The sequence below is a fragment of the Streptococcus marmotae genome (assembly GCF_001623565.1).
GTDB classification, from domain to species: domain Bacteria; phylum Bacillota; class Bacilli; order Lactobacillales; family Streptococcaceae; genus Streptococcus; species Streptococcus marmotae.
The window spans coordinates 1,480,507-1,506,069 of sequence record NZ_CP015196.1 but is presented as its reverse complement, the minus strand read 5'-3'; the positions used below and the strand labels follow the sequence as shown (position 1 = coordinate 1,506,069).

General features: G+C 39.8%; 28 protein-coding genes. 4 read left to right on the top strand and 24 right to left on the bottom strand.

Annotated elements, in window-relative coordinates; all coding sequences use genetic code 11:
• From A4H00_RS07570 to A4H00_RS07530, 9 genes are all read right to left on the bottom strand, one after another.
• A complete protein-coding gene (locus A4H00_RS07570; RefSeq protein ID WP_067088882.1) occupies positions 1-594 on the bottom strand; it encodes a dTDP-4-dehydrorhamnose 3,5-epimerase family protein in 594 nt (197 codons plus the stop codon).
• On the bottom strand, positions 594-1,463 hold the full coding sequence (rfbA, locus tag A4H00_RS07565) for a glucose-1-phosphate thymidylyltransferase RfbA (RefSeq protein ID WP_067088879.1): 870 nt from the start codon (positions 1,461-1,463) through the stop codon (positions 594-596). Before rfbA ends, A4H00_RS07570 begins: the two co-directional genes overlap by 1 nt.
• A gap of 82 nt (positions 1,464-1,545) precedes the next feature.
• Positions 1,546-2,340 carry a Nif3-like dinuclear metal center hexameric protein gene (locus A4H00_RS07560; protein ID WP_067088876.1) on the bottom strand — a complete coding sequence of 265 codons (795 nt, stop codon included), beginning with the start codon at positions 2,338-2,340 and terminating at the stop codon, positions 1,546-1,548.
• The gene (locus A4H00_RS07555) at positions 2,327-3,013 is read right to left on the bottom strand and encodes a tRNA (adenine(22)-N(1))-methyltransferase (RefSeq protein WP_067088874.1); all 687 of its coding nucleotides are present in this window, start codon (positions 3,011-3,013) and stop codon (positions 2,327-2,329) included. The genes A4H00_RS07560 and A4H00_RS07555 overlap by 14 nt, the downstream gene beginning before the upstream one ends.
• 3 nt (positions 3,014-3,016) lie before the next feature.
• Positions 3,017-3,694 (bottom strand): DnaD domain-containing protein, encoded by a 678-nt coding sequence (locus A4H00_RS07550; protein ID WP_067088868.1) that lies wholly within the window; start codon positions 3,692-3,694, stop codon positions 3,017-3,019.
• A gap of 9 nt (positions 3,695-3,703) precedes the next feature.
• Positions 3,704-4,645, bottom strand: coding sequence for a homoserine O-acetyltransferase MetA (gene metA / locus A4H00_RS07545; protein ID WP_067088864.1), 942 nt, complete (start codon positions 4,643-4,645; stop codon positions 3,704-3,706).
• 130 nt (positions 4,646-4,775) lie between these two features.
• Positions 4,776-5,288, bottom strand: a complete 513-nt coding sequence (locus A4H00_RS07540; protein WP_067088858.1) for an adenine phosphoribosyltransferase — start codon at positions 5,286-5,288, stop codon at positions 4,776-4,778.
• 114 nt (positions 5,289-5,402) lie between these two features.
• On the bottom strand, positions 5,403-7,628 hold the full coding sequence (recJ, locus tag A4H00_RS07535; RefSeq protein ID WP_067088853.1) for a single-stranded-DNA-specific exonuclease RecJ: 2,226 nt from the start codon (positions 7,626-7,628) through the stop codon (positions 5,403-5,405).
• Positions 7,629-7,768: 140 nt separating this feature from the next.
• The gene (locus tag A4H00_RS07530) at positions 7,769-8,383 is read right to left on the bottom strand and encodes a CPBP family intramembrane glutamic endopeptidase (RefSeq protein WP_067088848.1); all 615 of its coding nucleotides are present in this window, start codon (positions 8,381-8,383) and stop codon (positions 7,769-7,771) included.
• 254 nt (positions 8,384-8,637) lie between these two features.
• On the opposite strand from A4H00_RS07530, the gene A4H00_RS07525 reads away from it, so the two are divergent.
• On the top strand, positions 8,638-9,783 hold the full coding sequence (locus A4H00_RS07525) for an IS110 family RNA-guided transposase (RefSeq protein ID WP_067088843.1): 1,146 nt from the start codon (positions 8,638-8,640) through the stop codon (positions 9,781-9,783).
• Between the two features lie 145 nt (positions 9,784-9,928).
• On the opposite strand, the gene A4H00_RS11875 is transcribed toward A4H00_RS07525, so the two are convergent.
• The 8 genes from A4H00_RS11875 to miaA all read right to left on the bottom strand — a co-directional run bounded on the left by A4H00_RS11875 (position 9,929) and on the right by miaA (position 17,266).
• Positions 9,929-10,084 (bottom strand): hypothetical protein, encoded by a 156-nt coding sequence (locus A4H00_RS11875; protein WP_167541357.1) that lies wholly within the window; start codon positions 10,082-10,084, stop codon positions 9,929-9,931.
• A 53-nt stretch (positions 10,085-10,137) separates the two neighbouring features.
• Positions 10,138-10,293, bottom strand: a complete 156-nt coding sequence (locus tag A4H00_RS11870; RefSeq protein WP_157770995.1) for a hypothetical protein — start codon at positions 10,291-10,293, stop codon at positions 10,138-10,140.
• 349 nt (positions 10,294-10,642) lie between these two features.
• Positions 10,643-12,190, bottom strand: a complete 1,548-nt coding sequence (cls, locus tag A4H00_RS07520) for a cardiolipin synthase (protein ID WP_067088839.1) — start codon at positions 12,188-12,190, stop codon at positions 10,643-10,645.
• 633 nt (positions 12,191-12,823) lie between these two features.
• A complete protein-coding gene (locus tag A4H00_RS07515) occupies positions 12,824-13,579 on the bottom strand; it encodes an SDR family NAD(P)-dependent oxidoreductase (RefSeq protein ID WP_082815612.1) in 756 nt (251 codons plus the stop codon).
• Entirely contained in the window at positions 13,576-14,505 is a 930-nt protein-coding gene (rnz, locus tag A4H00_RS07510; RefSeq protein ID WP_067088836.1) for a ribonuclease Z, read from the bottom strand. Before rnz ends, A4H00_RS07515 begins: the two co-directional genes overlap by 4 nt.
• 10 nt (positions 14,506-14,515) lie before the next feature.
• The gene (locus A4H00_RS07505; RefSeq protein WP_067088833.1) at positions 14,516-15,142 is read right to left on the bottom strand and encodes a cystathionine beta-lyase; all 627 of its coding nucleotides are present in this window, start codon (positions 15,140-15,142) and stop codon (positions 14,516-14,518) included.
• Positions 15,129-16,379, bottom strand: coding sequence for a GTPase HflX (gene hflX, locus A4H00_RS07500; RefSeq protein WP_067088828.1), 1,251 nt, complete (start codon positions 16,377-16,379; stop codon positions 15,129-15,131). Before hflX ends, A4H00_RS07505 begins: the two co-directional genes overlap by 14 nt.
• Positions 16,376-17,266 (bottom strand): tRNA (adenosine(37)-N6)-dimethylallyltransferase MiaA, encoded by an 891-nt coding sequence (gene miaA / locus A4H00_RS07495; protein ID WP_067088826.1) that lies wholly within the window; start codon positions 17,264-17,266, stop codon positions 16,376-16,378. Before miaA ends, hflX begins: the two co-directional genes overlap by 4 nt.
• Before the next feature lie 68 nt (positions 17,267-17,334).
• Here miaA and A4H00_RS11500 point away from each other — a divergent pair, with 68 nt between their 5' ends.
• Positions 17,335-17,505: a DUF3042 family protein gene (locus A4H00_RS11500; RefSeq protein ID WP_082815611.1), complete on the top strand. Its 171-nt coding sequence runs from the start codon at positions 17,335-17,337 to the stop codon at positions 17,503-17,505.
• Positions 17,506-17,936: 431 nt separating this feature from the next.
• Here A4H00_RS11500 and A4H00_RS07490 read toward each other — a convergent pair whose 3' ends face one another.
• A complete protein-coding gene (locus A4H00_RS07490) occupies positions 17,937-18,191 on the bottom strand; it encodes a hypothetical protein (protein WP_067088822.1) in 255 nt (84 codons plus the stop codon).
• A 93-nt stretch (positions 18,192-18,284) separates the two neighbouring features.
• Positions 18,285-19,145, bottom strand: a complete 861-nt coding sequence (locus A4H00_RS07485) for an Rgg/GadR/MutR family transcriptional regulator (protein ID WP_067088817.1) — start codon at positions 19,143-19,145, stop codon at positions 18,285-18,287.
• 94 nt (positions 19,146-19,239) lie between these two features.
• Between A4H00_RS07485 and A4H00_RS07480 the strand changes: the two genes are divergently transcribed.
• Both A4H00_RS07480 and A4H00_RS07475 read left to right on the top strand, forming a co-directional pair.
• Positions 19,240-20,136 (top strand): ATP-binding cassette domain-containing protein, encoded by an 897-nt coding sequence (locus A4H00_RS07480; RefSeq protein ID WP_067088814.1) that lies wholly within the window; start codon positions 19,240-19,242, stop codon positions 20,134-20,136.
• Positions 20,123-20,818 (top strand): ABC transporter permease, encoded by a 696-nt coding sequence (locus A4H00_RS07475; protein WP_067088810.1) that lies wholly within the window; start codon positions 20,123-20,125, stop codon positions 20,816-20,818. Before A4H00_RS07480 ends, A4H00_RS07475 begins: the two co-directional genes overlap by 14 nt.
• A gap of 912 nt (positions 20,819-21,730) precedes the next feature.
• Here the strand turns inward: A4H00_RS07475 and A4H00_RS07465 are convergent.
• The 5 genes from A4H00_RS07465 to A4H00_RS11865 all read right to left on the bottom strand — a co-directional run bounded on the left by A4H00_RS07465 (position 21,731) and on the right by A4H00_RS11865 (position 25,462).
• Positions 21,731-22,222, bottom strand: a complete 492-nt coding sequence (locus A4H00_RS07465) for a hypothetical protein (protein WP_067088802.1) — start codon at positions 22,220-22,222, stop codon at positions 21,731-21,733.
• Complete coding sequence (locus A4H00_RS07460; RefSeq protein ID WP_067088799.1) at positions 22,219-22,842, bottom strand: ATP-binding cassette domain-containing protein; 624 nt, start codon at positions 22,840-22,842, stop codon at positions 22,219-22,221. Before A4H00_RS07460 ends, A4H00_RS07465 begins: the two co-directional genes overlap by 4 nt.
• Entirely contained in the window at positions 22,842-24,815 is a 1,974-nt protein-coding gene (locus A4H00_RS07455) for an ABC transporter permease (protein WP_067088796.1), read from the bottom strand. The genes A4H00_RS07460 and A4H00_RS07455 overlap by 1 nt, the downstream gene beginning before the upstream one ends.
• Positions 24,816-24,881: 66 nt before the next feature.
• Positions 24,882-25,220 (bottom strand): hypothetical protein, encoded by a 339-nt coding sequence (locus A4H00_RS07450; protein WP_067088792.1) that lies wholly within the window; start codon positions 25,218-25,220, stop codon positions 24,882-24,884.
• A 98-nt stretch (positions 25,221-25,318) separates the two neighbouring features.
• On the bottom strand, positions 25,319-25,462 hold the full coding sequence (locus A4H00_RS11865; protein ID WP_157770994.1) for a hypothetical protein: 144 nt from the start codon (positions 25,460-25,462) through the stop codon (positions 25,319-25,321).
• Positions 25,463-25,563 lie beyond the last annotated feature (101 nt).

Genomic DNA, 25,563 nt, shown 5'->3' with positions numbered 1-25,563 from the left:
CTACAAATCTTCTTTTTTCAATGGTTTAACATCCTGGAGCATTGGGTGATTCTTATCAGCCTCAGATACTTCTGCTGCCTCAAGATTTTCCCATTTGATGCCCAAACTTGGATCTGCATAGTTGACAAAGGCGTATTTTGGTTTTAATTCCAAGGCCCAGTAATCGTTCACCAAGTAGCTGTAGGCTACCGTATCAGATAGGACTTGAAAACCATTTGCCACACCACGCGGAACAAAAATACCCTTACTCGCATCAATCTCTGTCTGGTAGACATTTCCAAACGTATCTCCCTCACGTAAATCAACCCAAGAACCAAGTACTTTTCCACCATCTGCGACAGAAATGTATTTGTCCCAAGGCTCTGCATGAAGTCCACGCAAGACATGCTTACGAGAAAAGCTGACATTGTTTTGCAATTTTCCTTCCGCAAAGAAAGTCTCTGGAAATCCTAAGGGTAGCATTTTCTCTTTTTGAAAATTCTCCTTAAACCAACCACGATTGTCCCCATGAACAGGAATGTCAAACTCTAACATGCCAGGAATAGCATCAATCTTTCTAGCTGCTAAGGTCTTACCAAAAAAATTCTCTGTCATTAGGCCTCTCCAATCAGACGGAGCAAGTATTGTCCGTATTCATTTTTCTTCAATGGTTGAGCGAGTTCATAAACTTGCTCCTTGGTAATGTAGCCCATGCGATAGGCAATTTCTTCAAGATTTGCCACTTGAACATTTTGCAAACGCTGAACCGTTTCGATGTATTGCGCTGCTTCTAACAAACTCTCATGTGTCCCAGTATCAAGCCAAGCAAAACCACGCCCCATCAACTCAACAGACAAGTCGCCACGTTCCAAATAAGCCTTATTCACATCTGTGATTTCTAATTCTCCACGAGGAGACGGCTGAATATTTTTGGCAATCTCTACCACATCATTGTCATAGAAATAAAGACCTGTTACAGCAAAATTTGATTTTGGCTGCTCCGGTTTTTCTTCAATCGAAATGGCATTCATATCCGCATCAAATTCCACAACACCAAAGCGTTCTGGATCTTTGACTTGATAGCCAAAAACAGTTGCACCTTTTTCCTTGCTGGCTGCCCGTTGCAACATCTTGGTCAAACCATTTCCATGATAGATATTGTCTCCAAGAATTAGTGCAACCCTGTCGTCACCGATAAATTCTTCTCCGATAATAAAGGCCTGAGCAAGACCATCTGGACTTGGCTGAACGGCATAAGAAAGTGAAATCCCAAGCTCAGATCCATCTCCTAACATTTCCTCAAAACGAGGTAGATCAGTTGGTGTCGAAATAATTAAAATATCCTTAATTCCTGCCAACATAAGGGTTGAGAGGGGATAGTAAACCATGGGTTTATCATAAATGGGCATCAATTGTTTCGATGCTGCACGAGTCAAGGGATACAAACGAGTACCTGACCCTCCTGCGAGAATAATACCTTTCATAGTTGCGAAAGCCTTTCCGTGTTTTTTACTATTCTACCATTTTTCACTATAAATGTCACTTCTTGCTCCAAGGATAGCTACGTTACAAATGGCGAAACGGATTGGTTGAGACGGTTGAAGCCTCAATAGTGATATCCCAGCCTTCTTCTGTTTTCCATTTCTGTAATTCTTGGGCAATTTTTTCCACAAAGAGTACCTCAATATGATGCCCTGGATCGATAGCAAGCAAGCCCTGTGTTAGCATTTCTTGAGCCGTATGGTAGTAAATATCTCCTGTGATATAGACATCTGCTCCTTTTGCAAGTGCATCCTTGTAAAAACTGCCACCACTACCACCACAAATAGCTACTCGTTCTACATATTGTTGGGCCTGATGGCCGTAGGTCACCAAGCGAACCGCATCCAAACCAAAGACTCGCTTCACCTTGAACGCCAATTCTTCTAGAGTCTGCTGCTCAACTCTTCCAATCCGACCAAGCCCATAACCTTCCTGTGTTTCGTGCAGATAGTCTGTATCCTTGATATCTAACAGGTCACAAAACCAGTCATTTAGCCCACCCGAAACCACATCAATATCGGTATGGCTAACATAAACTGCAATATCATGCTTGATCAAATCAAGGCAAATTTTCGTTTGCAAGTCATCTGCCACTAAGTCCTTTAACGGACGAAAAATTGGGGCATGTTTGACGATAATCAAGTCTACCTTTTTGTCAATCGCTTCAGCGACCGTTGTTTCACGAATGTCGAGTGCCACCATAACCTTCTTTATTTCTTTCTGTAAGGTTCCAATCTGAAGACCTGATACATCGCCCTCCAGGGACAGACTCGGAGGACAAAAAGCCTGATATCGTTCAATCACTTTACTTGCTAACATGTAAAACCTCCTTGATTTGCTGAATCTTTTCCTCAATGCGGGCACGTTCTAGGCTATGCTCTGTCGGAATTTGTGCCAAGGCATGCTGCAATTTGTCAGCTTCGCGCTCCCATTTTTGCTGAAAAACAGGAGAAATCTCTTGTAAGAGATAGGGGCCAAACCGTTTCTCCAGGGCTGTCAGCGACTGTTCCCCAGGCTCTGCGACAAGAATCTCATAGAACTTCCCATTTTCTGCGACCATGGTTTCTGCAACTAGCCTAAAATGATGTGCTTCCAGCCATTCTCTCACATCATCTTCTCGATTATTTGGTTGTAAGATAAGCCGTTCAATTCCTTCCAACTGACCTTTCCCAGCTTCCAAGATATCTGCAATTAAACGACCACCCATACCGGCAATGGTAATAGTTGTCATCTGGTCTGCTTGTTCAAAGGCAGCAAGTCCATTCGCCAAGCGCACCTCAATCTGCTGAACATAGCCTGATTCTCTGACATGTTGCAGGGCGGATTGATAGGGTCCTTGTACGACTTCTCCTGCAATGGCGTAAGAAATCACTGCGTTTTCTACCAAAAAAAGAGGGAGATAAGCATGGTCACTCCCTACATCTACCAAACGAGCCCCCTGTGGTACAAAACTTGCCACTGTTTCTAAACGTTTTGAGATTTTCTGATTCATTTTCTACTCTTTCCAATAATCCATGGCTTCTAAGAAATCGGATGATACAGCGACATTTCGAGGAAGCTGTCCTTCTCGCTCGGCACGCTTGGCCTCAACTTGGGCGACTGTCGTGATTCCCTCACGACGCCAGTTTCTTAAAATAGCTTGGATGTATTTCCAATTTGTCTTGTTATTAAATACAGCCTCACGAAGAGCTTCGCGCACTAGTTCTGGCGCAACTTGATCATCACCTACTGTTTTTTGTAAATCTTCCAATTCAAGCGGAGACAACAATCTACCCAATTCTGCCTCAAACTCTGTAACCAATTGCTTCAAGTCATAGCCAATCGCTGTTGGTCCATACCCTGATTCCTTGGGTTGTAGCAAAGCATCTAGTTTTTCCAAAGCAGGGGAAGCATCAAAAATCATCTCAATTTCACCCGATAAATTAATCGTTTTAAAATCAAGCAGACCTGCTTCTTGTAAGTGTTCAATGGAACGATTGATTTCAGAAACCGTCTTTCCACAGGCCTCGGCAATCTGACTCGGAGCCAATCCTTCTATATTCGTTGTATTTTGATAAAAGAAGAATTGCCAGACCACATAATCATCGGCTGAGGGAAATAAATCCTTGAAATGAAAGAGCAAATCTGGTGGTAAGACCAAATAGCCCTTCTGAAATTGCTGTAAATAATTCATAGTTCCTCTTTATAGGCTAGCTGATAAGGCAGATTGCTCAAAAATCTGCCAATCATACGGCGTTTCTTGATAGACAGCGTAGTTAATCCAGTTAGTAAAAAACTGGGCTGCTGGAAGATTCCATGATAAGGCTGGACGTGAGTTTGGATCATCCTGTTTGAAATAATGTTCTGGAAGGTCTGGTTGTAGACCGGCTAGACAGTCTCTTTCGTATTCTTTTGCAAGGGTATCGCGGTCATACTCCAAATGCCCAAAGCTATACACCTCACGTAAGTCACTACTTGCAACAATAGAGACACCAACCTCTTCTCCTCTTGCCAAGACATGCAGATTATCTAATCGCTCCAAATCTTCTACTTTCACATCTGTGTGACGAGAATGAGGCGAGCGAAACTCATCATCAAAACCTCTCATCAAGGGATTGCGATCAGCCACTACTTCCTGGCAATAAACTCCGGATAACTTCTTAGGCAGGCTATGCTTTTCAATCCCATAGCGAGCATAAAGACCTGCTTGGGCACCCCAGCAAATATGCAAGGTCGAATAGACATGCTGCTTTGCCCAACGGAAAACCTCTACCAGTTCCTCCCAGTAGTCCACTTCTTCAAACGCCAAATTCTCAACAGGAGCCCCTGTCACAATCAAACCATCAAAATAACGATCTTTGACTTCATCAAACGTATGGTAGAACTCCTCCATGTGAGCTGCTTGAGTCGTCTTTGACTCGTGACTAGCCATGTAGAGAAAGTCAATTTCCAATTGTAGAGGTGTATTGGCCAAGAGGCGCAACAACTGTGTTTCTGTCACAATCTTTTGTGGCATCAAATTTAAAATCAAGATATTCAAAGGACGAATATCCTGATGCGTTGCGCGATCATCGTCCATGACAAAGATGTTTTCTGCTTTTAGTTGTTCGACAGCTGGTAATGATTTTTTTAATGTAATCGGCATACTTCCCTCCTCCTTTTGTCTATTATATAACAGGAGGGTATACCTTGCAATTAGAAGAAAAATAGTAATCCTTATAGTTTTAAACTATATAAGATACGCTAACGACCTAATGCCAAACTGAATGACACTATCAATAATGCATCAAGACCTTGTAATCATAATCGCCAATCGCTTCGCGGCCTTTAAGATCATCCAATTCAATCAAAAAGGCACAGCCTGCAACGATTCCACCTAGGCGTTCAATCATGTCAATCGTCGCCTTCACTGTTCCACCAGTTGCCAATAAATCATCCACAATCAAGACACGTTGACCTGGCTTAATCGCATCTGAGTGCATAGTGAGGGTATCAACACCGTATTCTTTTTCGTAATCTGCTGAAATCACTTCGCGTGGTAATTTCCCTGGCTTACGAACTGGGGCAAAGCCAATTCCAAGCTCAAAAGCGACTGGACAACCCACAATAAACCCACGCGCTTCAGGCCCTACAATCATATCAATTTTCTTATCTGTTGCATATTGGACAATCTCACGAACAGCATAGCTATAGGCATTTCCGTCAGCCATCAAAGGGCTAATATCACGGAAGGTAATCCCTTCTTGCGGATAGTTTTCAATAGAAGCAATATAATCTTTTAAATTCATCGTATTCTCACTTTTTAGTTGTTTTGTGCTCCGACTATCTCAAAAATCGTCAAGAGCATTACTCTTTATTATACCATGTTTTTTCCGTATTTGGGAGATTTTGAAATGAAGTTCTCAGACTGTTTTCTCCATTAGGTAAGCATAGATTTCTTGGACTGTCCCAAGTGCCAGTAGTTCTTGTTCTTCGACCTGTTTTTTCAACTGTTGGTAAATACTACTGCTGCTAATCTCTCGTTTTTCTGCCTCTTTATTGACCCTCATGACCCCATCTGTAATCGTAACAAAGTCCAATTCTTGGAAAATCTGAATCATCTTAATTAAGAGATGTTCTTTCATTTTCAAATAAGCTGCCAATTCTTTTAATTTGTAGCGCACATCAAATTCCTTAAACTGATAAATGGTCTTGTAAAGGCGCGCAAATTGCTCCCTGCTACCATAACCATCCAAATAATAAGGCTGTGCCATCTCATTTTTAAAATAAATGGCTTGAAAGTCATTCGCTTGCAAGAAATCCTTGAGGACTTGGATATCGTCTGGAACTGTCGCAATTCCAATCGCTTTTTGTCCCGTCACATCTGGGATTTCTTGTGCAAAATCCACCACGACCAGGTCTGCTGGAAAACGTGTTTTCTTACTGCGCAGATTGTAGAGCTGAACCCCCTCTACCCGCAAGTCAACCAGCATCAATTGTAAGGTGGTCTGTCCATTCCATTGATTGACTGACAGACTAACAGCCAGTTCTAGGTCTTTACTCTGCCCAATTTCTAAAGCAAACTGTCCCATGCCAAAGGCAAGAACATCAAAACTAGCCTTCCCCTTACTGATTCGGAATTTGAGATGAGCATTTTGTTGCCCCATCGTACGAGCGGATTCGACCTGAACATGTTTAAGATAAAAGACCGGCTTTTTATTGTCCATGCCATAGGGAGCTAATTTCTCAAATGATTTTAGGGTATCAAGCGATAACTCCTCCAAATCCAATTCCTCATCAAGGCACAACTCGCCCTTACGAACCTGATCCAACCCATTATCAAGGATGTAGTCAGAAAGAGCTTCAGATAATGCATCTAGCTTGTCCACTTCCAAGGTCATTCCTGCCGCACCTGCATGCCCACCAAAGGCGATAAATAAATCACGATGAGCTTGCAAGGCTTCAAAAATATCAATTGCGGCAACCGACCGAGCAGAGCCCTTTGCTTTTCCGTCTTCAATGGACAATACAATAATCGGCTGCTGTAATTCTTCCAATAACCGACCTGCGACAATACCTAATACACCGGGATTCCAGCCTTCCTGAGCCAAGACTTGAACCGGCTTTTCCTTGTTAACCATTGTCTTTGCTTCATCATAAATAGCTTGGACAATCGCTTTGCGCTCGCCATTTTTATGGTCAATCAGCTGGGCAATTGCTTGCGCTTCTTCCTCATCAAATCCTGTCAACAAGTCAATAGCAGGATTAGGATCATCCAAACGCCCTAGGGCATTTAAACGCGGAGCCAGTTGAAAGCCAATGGTTTCCTCATCTAGTATGTCTGCTTGAATCTCAGCTAGAGCCATCAACTCCTGCAAACCAATTCGCTCTGTTTGTTTGAGCATGGAAAGACCATACTTGACCAAGACACGGTTTTCATCTGTCAAACTAACCATATCGGCGATTGTCCCAATGGCAACCAAATCAAGCCATTCCACCTGCACCGTCTCCAACAAAGCACAGGCTAGCTTAAAAGCTACTCCACAGCCTGCTAAGAAAGGAAAAGGATAGGCTCCGTCTGGATGTTCGGGATGGATAATGGCATAGGCCTCAGGCAGGGTTTCAGGAAGTGAGTGGTGGTCTGTTACGATGACATCAACACCGACACTCTGGGCATAGTCTATAGCCTCATGCCCTGCCACACCATTGTCAACTGTGACAATGAGAGAAACGCCCTGTTGCTCAATAAAATACTTGTAAACCGACTGATTGGGACCATAACCGTCTGTAAAGCGATTCGGCAGATAGACCATGCATTCTGCACCAAGTTCTTCCAAGGCTTCTTTAACAATGGACGCTGAAGTCATGCCGTCTGCATCATAGTCACCGTAGACCAAAATCAGTTCATTTGCCTGAATAGCCTGACGAATCCGCTCCACAGCCTTATCCATTCCATAGAGTAAATAGGGATCATGCAAGTCGTCCAAGCTCGGTTGTAAAAATTTCTTTAGCGCTTCTTCTGTCTGGATTCCTCTCGTATACAGCACATTTGCTGCCACCGAGTCCAAGCCCTCTTTTTTGGCTGCTTTAACAAAGGCTTGATCTGAAATTGTCGGAACCAAGGTCCATTCATAAGTTGATTGTATCACGATCATTCTCCTTATACCCTTTGAACATCAAGAATTCAATGATGTTACATGAGTATGATGTTTGTCTATCATTATATCACGAAGCAGAGTTATCGTCAGCTATTGGAAAACGAAAAAGGCAGGAAGTTATCTCCCTGTCCCTAATGACGCAGTACAAAGAACATCACCATGCTGTTCCAAGCAATATGTAGCAATATCGGCAACACTAAATTATCTGACTTCTTATGAAGCCAGCCAAACGTCGCCCCCATGACTCCGTAGTATAGAAAAGTGGCACTATTTTCAGGCCCATGTAGGATAGAGAAATAGGTAGCTGCTAGCAACAAGCCCCACCAACTATTGTTACAGACACCTTTTTGCAAAAAACCTCGCGTCAAGATTTCCTCGCGGATTGGACCAAAAAAGCAAACATCGATGAAGAAGGAAAGGCTAATCCCCTGTACTATTGTATCATGGACTTCCCGAGCTGCTCCTGACTGAAAGGAAATAACATTCGTATACACCACGTCAAACAAGAAGAGAGCTAGAAAGGCAAGAACGACCAGTCCCAAGTCCGACCAGCTTGGAAGCTCTAAGGTCGCAATCTTCCCTTTGGAAATCACATAGAGGAGAAGCAAGACAAGCAGGCTATTGCCCACAATATAGACTAGCTGATGTTGGTGAAAATCTCCTTGGTTCAGCTGCCAGCAAATCAGAGCAGAGACAAAATAGCCCAAGGTAGCAGCAAAAAATGACATCATCTTCTCAAAAATCATTAAAATCTCCTTATATTAGATTTAGTGCAGTTAGCTACTGCCAAAGCCCAAGTGCTACACTTGGAATAAGCCACTGTGGATTAGTTTATCACCTCCAATCGCTAGACGATTTGTGAAAGGCTCTAACCACAGCTTTTTGTTTCAATTGGTAATGAGTTTGATAACGCTAGACGTTTTATCTCGTGTAAGGTCACAAGGCAAAAAGTTCGTGGATAACCAAGTGGACTTGAATACATGATACGGAGGTATGACCTATGCTTTATATTGGCATTGATGTCGCTAAAAATAAACACGATATCGCTGTCTTAAACGACAAAGGAAAGACCATTCTCACATCTTTGACGGTGTCAAATAGCAGAGCTGGTTTTGACTTACTACATCAATCTCTCAAACAGCTCAACCAAGACTGTCTCATCGCTCTGGAAGATACAGGACACTATACCTTTAACCTCTTGAACTTCCTACATGAACACCATTATCAGGTTTATACCTACAATCCGCTACTCATCAAGGAATTCGCCAAGTCCTTATCACTTAGAAAGACTAAAACAGACAAGAAGGACGCTCGTGTCATTGCCTTAAAACTCTTATCTGACCCAAATCGGGAACAGTTCAAACACGATAAACGACAAGAAGAGTTGAAAATCCTAACCAGACACCTTAACCGACTCAAGAAGAAACAAACTGACTGGAAAGTCCAGTATACCAAGTGCATTGACATCATCTTCCCTGAGTTGGATAAACTTATCGGAAAGCATTCTGACTATGCCTACGAGCTCCTCTCACGCTACCCTAGCCCTGAGAAAATGGTACAGGCGGGATTCGATAACCTCCTTGACATCAAGAGGCTATCAGCCCATAAAATCAAGGATATTCTCGACATCGCTCCATCTTCCATCGGAACAAGCTCACTAGCCCGTGAGTTTGAACTCAGAGAGATTATCGAGAACATCCAGCACTATAACAGGCTTATCAAGACCGCAGAGACGCAGATTGATGAACTGATGGCTGACATCAAGTCGGTCATCACCACTGTTACGGGGATTGGAAATCGTCTAGAGGCTGTTATTCTAGCCGAGATAAGGAACATCCATACCTTTGACAACCCTGCTCAACTCCAGGCATTCGCTGGTTTAGAGCCAGCCATTTACCAATCTGGGCAGATGGAGATGACGGGAAAGATGGTCAAAAGAGGTTCCCCACATCTACGATGGGCAATCTTACAGGCCGCAAAAGCATGTACTCGCTATTCGCCCCAATTTAGACAGTTCCTTAGTCTTAAGCTGGAACAAGGGAAACACTACAATGTGGCTATCACACATGTCGCTAAAAAGCTTATTCGAGTAATCTTTTACTTGCTTAAGCATGACATACCTTTTGACGAGAAGAGGCTAAGGTAAGGATAAAATTCAATAGTACATACCTTTGAAAATTCGACGTCTTTCAAAGGCTTTTCAGCTTACCTTCAAACTCATTACAAGAAAACAACAATCTAAAAAATTAAACTTGACTTTTCTTATAGTTTGTCTTTCAAGAAATCCATCACTAGCTGATTTCAGATGAAATAGCCTGCTTATATCCTTCACGATTGGGATAGGCCTGTAAGACCACCCCTGTCAAAAACATAAAAAAGGTCGAGCAAAATTGCACTGGGGTCTGACCGTCAAGCACCGAAAGAACAAGGGTCGCCAAGAAGGTCACTCCAATCATCCATTTTTGATATGGAGGCCAGTGATAAGAAATCCCCTTCTGTCTCAAAAGATGGTAAGAACTAGAGTCCCTATAAAGACAAGAATTGCACAGATAATAAAATAAGGAAAGCTACTTCTCTTTCCAATAATCCATGCAAAAAAGAGCGCAATATCAAGGGTGATAACAAGCCAATTCCCTTTTTGTAGTTGTTTTTCCATATTCCTTCTCCTTTTCTATCCCTTCATCACTTTGATAAAACCAACCATATAACATAACAGTAAGACAACTAGATGAAAAAATGGATTAAAGGGGCTACTCTGATTCAGCAAATTCCAAATGAATAGCCCAATCATGATGAGTTGAAAGAACCACGTTTTTTTCATGAATTGTCTAACCGTAAGCGACTGTTCAGCCGAACTACAACATCATCTATCTAGTTCCTATTTTACCATAAAATAAACCGTTTTCACTTATAAAATAGGCCATTTCCCTTTAAAAAATTTGCTTCTAGGAAACACGCCTAGTACTAAAAAAGCCTTGGTGTTGGAGCACCAAGGAACTTTCTTCTTATAAGAGGGGAGCGATAATCTTCATAAATGCGCCTGCAAAGCGCTTATACCACGGATAAGTTCGAGCAAAATCGATGAGGGTAATACGCTCTGACTTGGCAAAGGATTCTTCAAAATCCTTGTGAATATCTGCTAGGACTTGACGGTGTTTGTAGATATACAGACCACATTCAAAATTGAGATAGAAACTACGAAAATCCATATTGACCGTACCAACCGTTGCTTTTTTATCATCAACAAGGACCACCTTAGAATGGACAAAACCAGGTGTGTATTCATAAATCTCAACGCCTGCTTCCAAATAGGTTGGAAAATCTGTTCGAGCCGCCAGATAAGCCGACTGCTTATCATAAATATGAGGCAAGAGCAAGCGGACAGTTACCCCACGTTTGGCTGCATAAGTCAAATTGTCCATCATTTCATCATCCAAGACAAGATAAGGAGTCATGATATAGATATACTTGGTAGCTGACTGAATCATATCCAAGCAGACACGCTTTGCCACCTCATCTCCGTCAAATGGACTTTCCCCATAGGGCAAGAAAAAGCCTTCTGAGTCAACGATTGCCTTTTCTTGGTCATGGTGGTCTTTCAGGTAGGTCAAATCATTATTTTGTGTCTTTTCATTGAAATTCCACATCTGCAAGAACATGAGAGTAAAATTGGCAACCGCTTCTCCCTTGACCATAATCGCCGCATCTTTCCAATGACCAAAGCGCTCTTTGCGGTTGATGTACTCATCTGCAATATTGACACCACCGGTAAAGGCCACCTTCCCGTCTATGACCGCAATTTTTCGGTGGTCACGATTGTTTTGCACAGTGGATAAGGCTGGGATAATCTGAGAAAAGACCTTAGCTTTAATACCATATTTTCTCAGGGTTTTATAATAGGTATAGGGCAACAAAGTCAAGGAATTGGTCCCATCATACAAAAAACGAACTTCTACACCTTGAGCTGCCTTTTCCTTTAAAATTTCTAGGATAGAATCCCACATATAGCCAAAATCAACGATAAAATATTCCATGAAGATATATTTTTCGGCCTTGCGCAATTCCCTTAACAAGGCTTCAAACTTAGCTTCTCCAGATGAAAAATAGGTCGCATCTGTATTGGCATGAAGGGCATAGCCGACATACTGATTCATGTAATGGGCTAATTTTAATTGATCCTTATCCTGCTCAGCAAGGGCATTTAGCACCTTATGAGAGGTATGCCCATACTGGCGGAGCAACAAACTCTGCCGTTTAAACGTCTTACGATAGCGTTTGGTTTCAATATTGGACTGTAAAATAAAGTAAAAAAGAGCACCGAAAATAGGAATACCAATGATAAAAATAAGCCAGGTCAACTTGAAACTAGCATTCATAGGCCGGTTGATGACCGAAATCGCTACAAGAATCGAAAAGAGTTGTAAAACAGATAACAAGGCTGGAGCCAATGCTGTCGCCGAGGTCACAGTCCATAAAACAGCTCCAACCGTCACTCCAAGCAATAAAAGAACAATAAAAGTACGACTATAGATTAATCTCCATAACTTTGTCATTCCATCTCCTTTCATAAGATACGAGAGCGTTAAACAACTCCTAGACAAAATAGGAAATCGAAGCAGGTTGGCTTGCAACCAATGAGATTTATCTTTTTGTCAGTGAGTTGTAGCTCGAGTTCAGTTTCATAAGATACGAGAGCGTTAAAAGCACACGGTGTACCCCTAGGGCATCCGTATCTGTAAGACGAGTAAGCTCGTAACAGCTACGGCAAAATAGGAAGTCTGACGAAGAGTCAGCAAACTCTAGGAAGACTTATCTTTTTCACACAGTGCTTAGCTCGAGTTCAATTTCATAAGATACGAGAGCGTTAAAAGCACACAGTGTACCCCTAGGGCATCCGTATCTGTAAGACGAGTAAGCTCGTAACAGCTACGGCAAAATAGGAAGTCTGACGAAGAATCAGAGGAGAGTTTGCTCTGCAAACTCCTATCACTCAGCTCCAAAGGTATACTATACCTTTGGAGCTAGGAAGACTTATGCCTAAAGGGCGTCTCAGTTGTAATCAACTAAAGCTGGAACATCTGCGTCCCCACTAAAGGGAGCCTCAGTTGTAACCAACTAAAGTTGGAACATCTGCGTCCCTTTTTTACATAGTTTTTAATCCATGTTCCATTCATCCATAATAGTAATCACTTATAATTAAAAACGGTTCGGGCTAAAAAATCAGCTAAGCTAGGCCACAAGGTATAGCATTTATGGGCTACTGCCAAGACCCAGGGCAGATTCAATTCTCGCTTTTTCGTTCCCATAACGGAAACAATCTTACGTGCGACATCTTTAGGCTGTAGTAAAAAGGCCTTGACAGATTCTAAATAGGCTCCCTCTGGATCTGCCTGATCAAAGAAGGTCGTTGCAATTGGACCAGGATTGACGGTTGTGACGACAACCTGTGAAGGAGCCAATTCCAAGCGAAGGGCATTGGAAAAACCAATTGCTGCAAATTTACTAGCCGAATAAACAGAAGATTTACTTGACGCAATTAAGCCAGCCATGCTGACAATATTGATAATCTGTCCCTTTTGTACCTGCTTCATCTGCTCACCGACCAAGCGAGATAGGGTCATCAAGGCAAAGGTATTAATTTCAAACATGTCCCGTACTTCTTGACTTGAAAATTCATCAAAATCCGCAAACCGCCCATATCCAGCGTTATTGACCAAAATATCAATCCGACCAATTTCCTGCTCTACTTTTTGGATGAGGGTCTTTAGGGCCTCTTCGTCTCGAAGATCTGTATCATAAATAACCTTTTGCTCATGAAAGGCATATAATTGCTCTAATTTTTCCTTATCTCGTCCCAATAAAATCAGAAAATCCTCTGCTAAAAGTGGCACCATTTCTTGTACTAGACCACCAGAAGCTCCTGTTATTAAAATCTTTCTCACACTTCAACCTCTTCCAAATCTTTTACAATGTGGACATTCTCAAAAATCGTACTTGCATCCTTGCGAAGCTGACTAATATCCTTAGATAAGAAGCGCGGACTAATATGGTTGAGCAACAAGCGTTTGGCTCCTGCATCTTTTGCCACCAAGGCTGCCTCCATATTGGTCGAATGACCATGTTTTCGAGCGATGACCTCATCACCCTTACCATAAGTCGCCTCATGCACCAATACATCTGCATTAACCGCTAGCCGCACACTAGCATGGCATTTGCGGGTATCCCCTAAGATTGTGACAACCTTACCAGGTCGCGGAGGAGAAAGATAGTCGCTAGCTACAATTTCTCTGCCGTCTTCTAAGATGACATTTTCACCATTTTTAATCTTTCCAAAAAGGGGACCAAATGGTACACCTACCGCACGAAGCGCTTCTGCATCTAACGTTCCTTCCAAATCTTTTTGAATCACACGATAGCCGACACAGGGTACCGTATGGTCAAGTTGATCTGCAAATACCGTGAATTTATCTGTATCAAGCACCCTTTCTACCGTATCAACATCAAACTCATGAAAATGAATGCGGTAAGGTAGGCGAGAACCCGATACTTTCAGACTCGTCAAGACAAACTGGCGGATACCTGTCGGTCCATACATATCAATATCAGTCTGCTCTTCATTTCCTTGAAAAGAGCGACTCGATAAAAAGCCTGGTAAACCAAAGATATGGTCACCATGTAAATGAGTAATAAAAATCTTACTAATCTTTCGTGGTCGAATAGCAGTTTCTAAAATCCGGTTTTGCGTTCCCTCCCCACAATCAAACAACCAGACTTCATTGATTTCATCGAGTAATTTCAATGCTAAACTCGATACATTACGTGCTTTGGAGGGCTGTCCCGCTCCAGTTCCTAAAAATTGAATATACATATACTTCTTTCTATTTTTGAATAGAGATAATTGCTTTTCTTCCTGACCAAGCATAGTAGGCTTGACCGGAATACTGGCTTGCAATCTCTATCACCTCTTCTTGGTTAAAACCTGAAATCTGCACCCAGTCCGCACTTTCAGCAAGGTCTGTTAAGAGATAAGAACTCTCTACTGCTATAAGACTGTCCTCATCGATAGCCAAGGGCTGCATCCAAATCAGGTCATCTTTGACAAAAACGGAGTAATGAGGAAAAATCTGTGCAATCTCAAAAAGCAAATCAGACGTTACTGGCTCATTTTTTTCAGCAAATACTTGTGCTAATTCTGCCTCATTATGATAGGCAAAACCAAACGACTTTCCAGATAGATTCAGGCGAACAAATGGTTTTTTCTCTTCAAATGACGGACAAGCTGTCAAGAGATGAAGTTGACAGGATAGTTCGAGATAATAATCGGTCGCAGCCTGTGGCCCTTGTTTCTGATAGATTTCTGCAAAATAAGCATTAATCACAGAGGGTGGCGGTGTGATAAAGGCCAGCTTTTGACGATCCGTTAAGCATTTTAATTGCCGTGTCAGATACACCCTATCAAGACTCGTAAAACCACCGTATTTCAAGGCCAGATCAATATAATCCATTTTCAAATTCCTCTAATTTCCACTTATCTTTCTTTGAAATATAGCCCTTGATGACCTCCACATCATCTTCATAAAAGCGCTTATCGATTAAGGCTATCCGCCCAAGGTCATGCAGTGTATAACTGTCTTTCAGGGGGACGCGAATCTCAAATGGCTCAAACATGGTTTTGATTTTTGCTAAGACCATCATCTGGATATGGGATTTGGCATTCTCATCTTTGGCAGATAGCATGACATGCGGAAATTGACTCGGTGTAAAGCTGTCATCTGTCTTATCTAATTTATTATAAAGGGCGAGGCGGGGAATGTCCAACATCTCTAACTCTTGCAAAATGGTCAAGACAACTTCTTCCTGCTCAGTATGATTGGGATCAGAAGCATCAATCACATGGAGTAGCAAGTCGACAGTCATCGATTCTTCCAAGGTTGATTTAAAAGCTGAAATCAACTCTGTCGGTAAATCCTGGATAAATCCAACCGTATCGGTCACCGTTACTTGGAAGGTATCGGACAGCTGTACCTGCTTAGTCGTTGCATCTAAGGTCGCAAACAATTCATCTGCCTCATACTGGCGTTTATCTGTCAGAGCATTCATAATCGTAGACTTTCCTGCATTAGTATAACCAATAAGACCGATTTTGAACACACCTGATTGGATTCTGCGCTCTCGAATCATTGCACGATTTTTCTTAACGATTTTCAATTGCCGTTCAATATCAGCAATCTGGTTACGAATGCTACGACGATTGAGCTCTAGCTGACTTTCACCAGGTCCACGAGAACCAATTCCCCCAGCCTGACGACTCAGCATAATTCCCTGTCCAATCAGACGTGGTAGCATGTACTTCAATTGAGCCAAGTGCACTTGTAATTTCCCCTCATGGCTCCTTGCTCTCATGGCAAAGATGTCCAAAATCAATTGCATGCGGTCAATGACTTTCACGCCCAAGATTTCCTCTAAATTGACGTTCTGCCGTGGGGTCAAGCGATTATTGACAATGACGGTATCAATGCCATCTGCTTCCACCATGAGCTTGATTTCTTCTAATTTTCCTGAACCGATAAAGGTCTTGCTGTCGTACTTTTCTCGCTTCTGGGTGTAGCTACCTTTTACAACTGCACCAGCTGTTTTAGCAAGACTCGCAAGTTCTTCCATAGACATGACAAAGTTTTCTGTCTGCTGCAGTTCTACTCCAATCAGCAAGGCACGCTCTTCTTCTTTTCTCGTTTCAATCATGATTTTTCCTCTAAAAATTCCGTTACTCGTTGGAAAATCTGGTCCTTGAACCCCTCTTCAGATACGAGGTCAAACACCACCTGCATGCGGTTACGAAACCATGTCAATTGGCGTTTGGCAAAGCGGCGGGTGTTTTGCTTGACCTTGTCAATCGCTTCTGTGACAGTTATCTCCCCTTTAAAATAAGGAAACCATTCCTTGTATCCAATTCCCAAACTGGCTTGAGCTGTTGGATAGGTTTCATAGAGCCACTTGGCTTCTTCTAGCAAGCCGACTTCCACCATCTGATCCACACGCTGGTTGATGCGTTCATATAAGACAGCTCGTTCATCTGACAGGCCAATCACTAAGGCTTCATAAGGTGGTTCTTGGTTTTCCAACTCTTGACCAAAATGTGCCAACTCCAATTGCCTCATAGCACGACGGCGGTTGATTTGGGGAATTTCAATTCCCAGCTCTGCTATTTTCCCAAATAAACGCTCATCTGGCCAAGTGTCTAGCTCTTTTCGGTAGGCAAGAATCTCCTCATGTGCCACCTGACCACCCAAATGATAGCCCTCCAGCAAACTTTGAATATAAAGACCTGTGCCACCTACGATAATCGGCACCTTTCCTTTTTCAGCAAGTTCCGCAATCAACTGGCTAGCTTCTGCTACAAAATCATAGGCAGAATAGCCTTCTGTCACATCGCGCACATCAATCAAATGGTGGGGCGCAAGGCCCTGCTCTTCCTTGGTTGCCTTGGCTGTTCCAATATCTAATTGTCGATAAACCTGCTGACTGTCGCCACTAATAATCTCTCCATTATAGCGCTGTGCAAGCTCAATTCCTAGGGCAGTTTTCCCCACCGCAGTCGGTCCTACCACTGCTATTATCTTTGTTTTCATCTTTTTCCTTGAAAATTTTTTGTTTTTTCGCTACAATCTATTATAACATAAGTAAAGGAGAAAGAACTATGGCTAAAGGTTTTGGAAAAGGTTTCTTAACGGGAGTAGCTAGTACAGTCGCTCTTGCTGCAGGTGCTGTCTTTACGATTCATAAAACAATCATTGAACCTGAAGAAAAGAAAGAAGCGTTCATCGAAGAAAATCGCAAAAAAGCAGCACGCCGCCGTGTCGCACATTAAAAAAATGCTCCACTGGAGCATTTTTTCACGAGCCTGAAAATCAAAAAGCGAGTTGGGAGTGGGACAGAAATCAGTAACTCGTAAGAGTTCGATTTCGTTGTCCCACCCCCGCAAGTTGACTAGCTTTCACAATTAAGAATTGTGAAAGGTTGGAAATAGAGCTAGCGAAATGTTCGCTAGCCTCTTCTACTAGAATGTTGATTTATCAACATTTTACAAACCAGACAACTACTGCGCTAAACTGTTAAAACTATGTAACGTAACGAGGTAAGAGACTTTTGTCTCAACCTCGTTTTTCGCGAGCCTAGAAATAAACAGGCGAGTTATACCCTACTAGGGTATTTTTTCATTTCTACAAGATAAGAGCGTAACGGATTCTAGCCTATCCATTTCTTTTTCAGTATCTTTTCATGCTCAAAAGAAGAAGACAACTATCTTTCAATTGTTTTAGAAAACGGAGTTTTGTGATTCTTAATAAAATTTCCAAATCGACTGGTAATATCATCTGAGTCATCTGTATCATAATCAGAATCAGAATTATAATCATCATAATCATCGGAAAAATCAACCTTCCCAAATGGAATAAATTTAGTATTCATTGGCTCTTCTAATGATGGTTTAGCAAAATGAAATATTGACGCAAAACTAATTCCCACTAATAATATAACGACTAATAATTTTTTCATAATTTTCCCTCCAATGGATGATCAATATATGCTTGTTGTTTGTAAGACTTACAAGAATCATTCTACAGGAAAAATCAATTCATTTTAAAATCGTTACATATCTGTAAGTTGGCTGATTGTATCAGAAATTTGAATAGATAGCTCGTAACAATCCAAAAACTCCATTATATGCTTACACTCCTTCATCTCATCTAAACCTCCTACAACTCCCTGTAAATAACGTAAATGTGCTTTACAAAATTTTAACTGTAACCTTTCTAACATGTATGTTTCTAGCATATTCGCACTATCTAACATCTTAATAAACTTAGAAGCGAATCGTTCTTCTTTTCTATCTAATAAATGACCTATTATATTTAATAATAATCCATACGTTTTTCTCGCATTTTCCTCAATATTATCATAAAACTGACTGCGCTTTATTACTTCCATACCTAAAATTTCTAACGTTTTTGTACTTAGAGAACGAGCACAATTACTTAATATCCATAACTCATATCTGCACCACTCATCAATAGACATCAAATAATCGGTTATCACTCTCTTTTCTTCTTCAGGAATAATAATAGATGGGTCACATCTATTCATAAAAACATGAAAAACCGCAATCATCAGTCTATCTGACTTTCTCTTATAATCTCCATATCTTTTTTCATAATCTTTAATATACCTTTGAAAAAATTCAATATTACGGGCTTCTATAGCTAAATATAGTTCTTTAGAAGTTCTCACATCTTCATCTTGATAATAAGTATTATAAAAAGTTGAGAACTCTCCCTGCAAAACATCCATATTATTCAAACAATGGAAAAATGTATCAACGGTCAGATTGCTCTTTCCATTCTCAAAACGTGATAACTGAGCAGGAGTTACAAAATCTCCAGCGACCTCTTTTAAAGACATATTCTTTGATTCTCGAATAATTTTAAAAACTTTTCCATACTGTTCTTTCATGTAACACCTCTTTACAGATATGTAATAAAATCTATTTCAGTTAAAAAATAGTATACCATAGTTCTAGTTTAATAGAAATTGGAAAGGAGACAACATGTCCACACTTTTAACCTTACAATCCTTAACAAAACAGTATGCCTCTCAAAAGGCTGTCAACCACATTTCCTTCTCCATTCAAAAAGGGGAAATCTGTGGTCTTGTCGGAGAAAATGGAGCAGGAAAGACGACTCTTTTGCGAATCCTCTCTGGTCTAATCGCACCAACATCCGGTGAAATTTTTTCATCCCAACCCTATCGCATCGGTGCACTCATTGAATCACCTGCTCTGCAACCAAATCTCTCAGCGGAAGGAAATCTTCACTATATTGCCCTACAACTAGGATTAAAAAATAGACAGCAGATTATTGAAGAAACTCTTGAAATAGTTGGTCTCCAAGAGGTTAATCCACACAAGAAAGCTAAGGATTTTTCCCTTGGTATGCGGCAAAGACTAGCGATTGCTATGGCTATCTTGGATCGTCCAGATTTTCTCATTCTCGATGAACCTATCAACGGCTTAGACCCCGCAGGTATCCGAGATATGCGAAATATCATTCTTACTCTACGTGAACAGTACAACATGACTATTTTAATCTCTAGCCATATCTTATCAGAATTAGAATTAGTCGTAGATCGATATATTATCATGCATAAAGGGAAAGTCTTACGACAATTTTCAAAAACAGAACTCCAGCAAGAACTAGAAGAAAAACTCTATCTAGCAACAACCAATCTTAAAGCAACTAAAATTCTTCTGCAAAAACAAGACATTTCGTTCCAAGAAGAAGATGATTACCTCATTCTTCCAAAGGAAACAGAGATTATGTCCCTCATAGCACAGCTAATTCACGAACGCATTGAACTAAAAGCAATTTTTAATAAGAAAATCGCTTTTGAAAGCTACTATCTACAACTCATTCAAGAAGGAGAATCTAGCAATGAATTATCTTAAAGCAGACCTTTATCGTATCCTAAAAGAAAGAAAACTGATTTTATCCCTTTCAATCCTATTTGCCTTATCACTACTATCTGCCTTTTTACTCAGCAGTAGCCCTTCAAAGGAGGATTCCTACAACCTAATTCAACTCTTGACACAGTTTCTTCCACTCTTTTTTCTTGCTCCTACAAATCTCCTATTTGGAGAAGATTTCCATCACCGAACAATTAACAATCTCATTGTCAAAAAACAAAAACGAAATGCTATTTTTCTCTACAAAATTCTCACAAATCTTGTTATCAACCTACTATACATCCTTTTTGCTTACACTCTAGCACTTCTCATGCGTATTCTTCTAGGAGGCGAAGTTGATATCACAACTAGTTGGTCGATTTTTATTCACCAACTCCCTCTTTACATCTGTATTATCCTACTCGCTTCTACCCTCTTTATCGCCTTTAAGAAAATCAATCAGGCCTATCTTTCCTTTATTCTCATCGTTCTCCTGTTCGATAATGTTCTTCATCTGATTACTGAAAATCTCCTCCATATCCCCCTTCCAAATAGTATCTTCCTCTTCCTAGCTTTACAAAATACAGATACAAATTGGACTGCTAGCACAATCATCGCTTGCTTTTTTACGATTATCTATCTAGCAAGTAGCTTCTACTTATTCAAAAAGAAAGAATTGAAATAACTTCAGAGGCTGGGACAAACCTCCATTGTGACTTCGTCCTCACCCACAAAAGAAGGTAATCTGGGACGAGTACGTATAAAAAATTGAGTGTGAACATTATCATATAAAAAAGCTGAGCAAAGCTCTTCAAATAGTAAAAACACATAAGATCATGTTCTCTGAACCTTGATTTTATGTGTTTTTTATATTTTGACTCAAAATTGAGCTTGTCCCAACCTCTTTTTCATTTCCACAAGATAAGAGCGTAACGGATTCTATTCTATCCATTTCTTTTTTATTTGCCTATAAATTGAACTGAAAAAGTGGAACAAACTCCTTAACATAAAGCAAAGGAAGAAAAGCACTAGGAGCCCAAACAGCCTTGCTAGATTCATCACATCAAGCAAAAAAAGATGCCAACCAACTACAATCAGGAGAACAAGGACCCACCTCACTCCCCAGCTAAGCTTTCGTTTAATGACCCACTCTAAAAAGTCTTCTCCTGCATGGCTTCTTGTTTCTTGATATTCTTCTTTGATTTTGTCAATCTTTCTCCTAATGCTATTCATTTGACTTCCCTCACACCCAGAAACTATCCAACATACCATCTACGAAGCCCTTACAGGCTCGTATTCTTTTCTTACTATTCTATCCTACTTCAATGGCTTGGTCAATTATTTTCAGAAAATTCTGTTCTTTTAGTTGAGCCAATCAGCACATCAAGCCTTCCCCTTAATGACTGCTGCAATATGGAAAAACTACTACTTTCTCCTAATCGCTGGCATAGTTGATAGAAGAAATTTTTTTTACTTTTTACATATTTATTTAAAATTACCTTAAAACTCCTTTTACGTGAGGTGGTTCCTTTTATAGAAAAGTACAAGGATTTCTCTCAAACATAATAGGTATTCTAGCCTACAGATATCTCATCATTTACTCCTTAAAAGCTTCATATAGTTTTTTATATAATTCTTTCTTTTCGTTTTTCTGCGAATTATACTCTTTTTTACCGTAGTCAAAATCAGCTACCACAAATCCCTCATCCTCATTTGAAAAAGTGAAAAATTCTATTCCAATTAATTTATTGTTCTTAGCATCTTCTATATCACTTCCTAAATGACTGTTAAATTGCTTCACTTCTTCTTCACGAACGCCAAAGCCAATAGCAAATCCATCTTCAATGATATTGGAAAATATTTCTTCTGAAGACGCTGCTTCTTTTACCGTTATTGGGTATATCGCTTCTTCCGTTTCAAATTGCTTTACTTTGTTCCATTTTTGGGTATCACTAGAAGAAATTGTATAGACTGTTAAATCTATCGTAGGTTTATTTTGATGTTCATTTTTTATAACGTATTTCCCAAATAAGAAAACGGCGAGTATTCCTGCTATTAGTATTACTGTAATATACATTTTCTTTTTCATATCTTGCTCCCTATCTCTTTCATATCAATGATAACATCAACTTTATTATATACCGCTGGGTCATGTGTTGCTATAATAACATATTTATTTTTAGTTGCTTCACTCAAAAGTAACTGAATGATTTCTTTTCCAATCTCACCATCCAAAGCCCCTGTAGGTTCGTCCGCTAAAATAATTTTACGTGGTTTCAGTAACATTCTTGCAATCGCTACACGCTGAGCCTGCCCTCCCGACAGTTCATATATTTTTTGGTTTAAATAGTCACTAGAAAGCCCTACTTTTTCAAGTACATCAGAGATTATGTTTTTGTCTTTATTGATGAGCCTTAAATTCTCATATACTGTTTTATTTTCTATTAAAGAATAGTTCTGAAACACATACCCAATTACATTTTTAAAGAAAGTTCTTTCTTTTGTTTTCCAAATATCCTGCTCATCAACTAAAACGTTCCCATTGTTGATTTTTTCTAGTCTTCCTATAATATTAAGCAGTGTACTTTTACCTGAACCAGAACCTCCAATCAATGCGTAGCTTTTTCCAGCTTCGAATCTTAAATTTAAGTCTGTAAATATCTCTTTTGAGCCGAATTTTTTGCTAACATTCAACAGTTCAATTGCCATTATTCATCTCCTTTTAAAATTTGAGTATATTTTTCAGATAATTTTCTGAAACTCATTGTCGTTGAAATAATTAACACCATTAAAGAAGCGGTACCAATGTACAGTAGTTCTACTTGCCTTGTCCTAACAAATGTAAATAGGATAACCATTGTAATCGTTACAATAAAATATTTGAGACTAGACAAGGCTATCCCTGTTTTTGATAGACCTAAAATGATTTTTTTCACGTAATCATTTTGTTTTGAAGAAATAAATAGTTGAATATACTGATAAATGAGTAGAAATACAATACCATAAATAATCTTCTGCAAGATTTTTGAAAGGAAAATTTGGTGCTCTAAAGATTGAATATTCAGCTTTACAATTTGGTAAACGTCTACTGGATTGATTGAAAAATTCAACTGGCCACTCACATCATTTACCTTCTTTATCGCTTCAGGACTAAAAAGTGAGTTATATAGTATATTGCTAGCCAAAATAAAATCTTTGCCTTCAATCATCTTATCTGTGTCTAATACCACGACTATGTTATCCTTGGTTTCTGACGCATTTGCAAATGGTAGACTGTCTTCATGACCATCATCTCCATTCTCATTGAAATGAAAGAATGTTTTCCCATTAGGAATGATTTGCACTGCAAGATTCTCTTTTGTGAAGTTTGTTCCAGTGAATTGTTCGGCCACGACGGTGTTCTCAATTGATGTCCTATACTTTTTAAATTTATCAGGAATATAGACGGTGGCTACCTTATTATCTAACACTTGATAGTTTGTTCCACTCGCTGCATTTTGTACTTGAACACCTGTTCGGTTGATGTAGATCAACTCTTTATTGACTTCTGGATTCGTTATCCCATCACTTTTTAATTGCTTAGAAAAATCTTCTGCAAAATTAGAAGTTTTCATCTGATCTGGAATATACACCGACGATGGTTTGATATATAAAAAATCTAATTTTTTGAAGGAAGAGGCTATCTGTATATATTTAGCTCCTGAATCATTTGCTTGTCCATCATGAACAGGTTCATCATCAATCCCCAGAAACTCTAGTCTTTTCCAGTCTTTTACTTCTTTCCACGGTTCTAAATGCTGTATCTGTCGATTGATTCTGGATTGACTACTCTTTGTTTCGTGTAACAAACTCCCTGAAACAACGATGATAGCAGAAATAATTGCAAGCCATACGATAAAAATGAGTCTATTTTTTGCCTTGTTTTTTATAATTTCAATTGGTTTTTCAACCTTAATCGTCAACCAAAAGAGAACAAAAGTGAGGAGGTCAATGATTTGAAATAGTATAAAATTAGTTAGGAGCAGGGAGAAAAACAACTTAGAACTATAGGTGAAGAAACCACTTCCCAAAAAATGACTGTAAGAAATCATCAATAATGCAACCAAAGCCAGTTCAAACAGCAAAGAAATAACATAATCTTTTCTTAGGTTGTATATCGGTAAGCCTAAAGAACGTCGTATGACCCCTTCTTTAATCTGCCTCGTTCGGACAACAAATAAAACAACTAATAAGGTTAAGTAAATGGTAGCCATTAACAACAATCTTAAAGTTCCAGAGAATTGTACAATTCCTCCTATATGCCAAGGATAGGCCATATAGGCTGTTTTCAGTCCTGTATCTGTAAGTGTTTGTAAACTAGTTGAATCTATTTTCCCGAGGGTATAATACATCCCTGTTATCGGTGCCGACTTTAATAGTTCGTCGTTTGTATCATCGAAACTTAGATAAGTCAACTGACCTGAACTCTGAACTATCGGCTTGTAAATCTTTACTTTTTTCGTTTCTGATAGATTCCGAATTACTTCGTATATTTCGTTACTAGAAAGCTTACTTTTCCCTTGAATTGAAAAAGCACCATCAATTGGTAACGGGATTGGGGTTTGAGTATCACTAATATTCACCAGACCAATTGCAGCAATTAAACAAAAGAAGAAGCCGATAACAGCTAATTTTAATTTCATAATCACCTACCTATATATTACAAAAGACCCAGTAGTATGATAGGGTCTTAACTTTCATCAACCATTTTAAAATCTAAAGTAATTCCAATGTGCATTTAATCGTACATCATTCCAAGCTTTTGTTGCGCTTGACAGTGCCCAGCCATATCTTTGAGAATCGGATGCCTTCACTGTTCCCCAAAAATTTGTTACCGAAGATTTTGAACCAATATTATTTGGAGACTTAACATAATAGTTAGAGTAACCATAGTTATCACTTACACCATAATTCCATTCGTCAATAATTGGATACGGAGCTGGATATGCTGTTTCTGCACTAACGACAGTAGCTGTAGTAGCAAGTCCAAAACCTAAAAAGCCTACAGCTAGCAAAGCTAACGCTTTGTTACTAATTCTTTTTTTCATATTTTTACTCCTATAATTAACTATTTTATAATATTTAAAGGGCGCTTCTACATATCTTCCTCACTGTACATCTCCACCACATCCTTTCTGTAAGCACTTTATACTTCAATCATCCGATTCACCCCTTGAACTTCTAAAGGAAGATAACCTTCATCTACCGTCAAGAGATGAATAGCAAACAGCATACTGCCAATAAGTAACAGTCCAAATAAAGCTTTTGCTACCAATTGCATTCTATTCATAAAATTTTCCTCCTTTATTTATGAATTTTTTTACACTTTTATGATATACTAATTACCAGAAAATGGTATCATTTGTTGCAAATTCTCACATTTTTAGGAGG

Bases quoted from the DNA above. Each gene is read 5' to 3' on its own strand.
- A4H00_RS07570 (WP_067088882.1), bottom strand. From the start codon at position 594: ATGACAGAGAATTTTTTTGGTAAGACCTTAGCAGCTAGAAAGATTGAT.
- rfbA (WP_067088879.1), bottom strand. From the start codon at position 1,463: ATGAAAGGTATTATTCTCGCAGGAGGGTCAGGTACTCGTTTGTATCCC.
- A4H00_RS07560 (WP_067088876.1), bottom strand. From the start codon at position 2,340: ATGTTAGCAAGTAAAGTGATTGAACGATATCAGGCTTTTTGTCCTCCG.
- A4H00_RS07555 (WP_067088874.1), bottom strand. From the start codon at position 3,013: ATGAATCAGAAAATCTCAAAACGTTTAGAAACAGTGGCAAGTTTTGTA.
- A4H00_RS07550 (WP_067088868.1), bottom strand. From the start codon at position 3,694: ATGAATTATTTACAGCAATTTCAGAAGGGCTATTTGGTCTTACCACCA.
- metA (WP_067088864.1), bottom strand. From the start codon at position 4,645: ATGCCGATTACATTAAAAAAATCATTACCAGCTGTCGAACAACTAAAA.
- A4H00_RS07540 (WP_067088858.1), bottom strand. From the start codon at position 5,288: ATGAATTTAAAAGATTATATTGCTTCTATTGAAAACTATCCGCAAGAA.
- A4H00_RS07530 (WP_067088848.1), bottom strand. From the start codon at position 8,383: ATGATTTTTGAGAAGATGATGTCATTTTTTGCTGCTACCTTGGGCTAT.
- A4H00_RS07525 (WP_067088843.1), top strand. From the start codon at position 8,638: ATGCTTTATATTGGCATTGATGTCGCTAAAAATAAACACGATATCGCT.
- A4H00_RS11870 (WP_157770995.1), bottom strand. From the start codon at position 10,293: ATGGAAAAACAACTACAAAAAGGGAATTGGCTTGTTATCACCCTTGAT.
- cls (WP_067088839.1), bottom strand. From the start codon at position 12,190: ATGACAAAGTTATGGAGATTAATCTATAGTCGTACTTTTATTGTTCTT.
- rnz (WP_067088836.1), bottom strand. From the start codon at position 14,505: ATGTATATTCAATTTTTAGGAACTGGAGCGGGACAGCCCTCCAAAGCA.
- A4H00_RS07505 (WP_067088833.1), bottom strand. From the start codon at position 15,142: ATGGATTATATTGATCTGGCCTTGAAATACGGTGGTTTTACGAGTCTT.
- hflX (WP_067088828.1), bottom strand. From the start codon at position 16,379: ATGATTGAAACGAGAAAAGAAGAAGAGCGTGCCTTGCTGATTGGAGTA.
- miaA (WP_067088826.1), bottom strand. From the start codon at position 17,266: ATGAAAACAAAGATAATAGCAGTGGTAGGACCGACTGCGGTGGGGAAA.
- A4H00_RS11500 (WP_082815611.1), top strand. From the start codon at position 17,335: ATGGCTAAAGGTTTTGGAAAAGGTTTCTTAACGGGAGTAGCTAGTACA.
- A4H00_RS07490 (WP_067088822.1), bottom strand. From the start codon at position 18,191: ATGAAAAAATTATTAGTCGTTATATTATTAGTGGGAATTAGTTTTGCG.
- A4H00_RS07485 (WP_067088817.1), bottom strand. From the start codon at position 19,145: ATGAAAGAACAGTATGGAAAAGTTTTTAAAATTATTCGAGAATCAAAG.
- A4H00_RS07480 (WP_067088814.1), top strand. From the start codon at position 19,240: ATGTCCACACTTTTAACCTTACAATCCTTAACAAAACAGTATGCCTCT.
- A4H00_RS07475 (WP_067088810.1), top strand. From the start codon at position 20,123: ATGAATTATCTTAAAGCAGACCTTTATCGTATCCTAAAAGAAAGAAAA.
- A4H00_RS07465 (WP_067088802.1), bottom strand. From the start codon at position 22,222: ATGAAAAAGAAAATGTATATTACAGTAATACTAATAGCAGGAATACTC.
- A4H00_RS07460 (WP_067088799.1), bottom strand. From the start codon at position 22,842: ATGGCAATTGAACTGTTGAATGTTAGCAAAAAATTCGGCTCAAAAGAG.
- A4H00_RS07455 (WP_067088796.1), bottom strand. From the start codon at position 24,815: ATGAAATTAAAATTAGCTGTTATCGGCTTCTTCTTTTGTTTAATTGCT.
- A4H00_RS07450 (WP_067088792.1), bottom strand. From the start codon at position 25,220: ATGAAAAAAAGAATTAGTAACAAAGCGTTAGCTTTGCTAGCTGTAGGC.
- A4H00_RS11865 (WP_157770994.1), bottom strand. From the start codon at position 25,462: ATGAATAGAATGCAATTGGTAGCAAAAGCTTTATTTGGACTGTTACTT.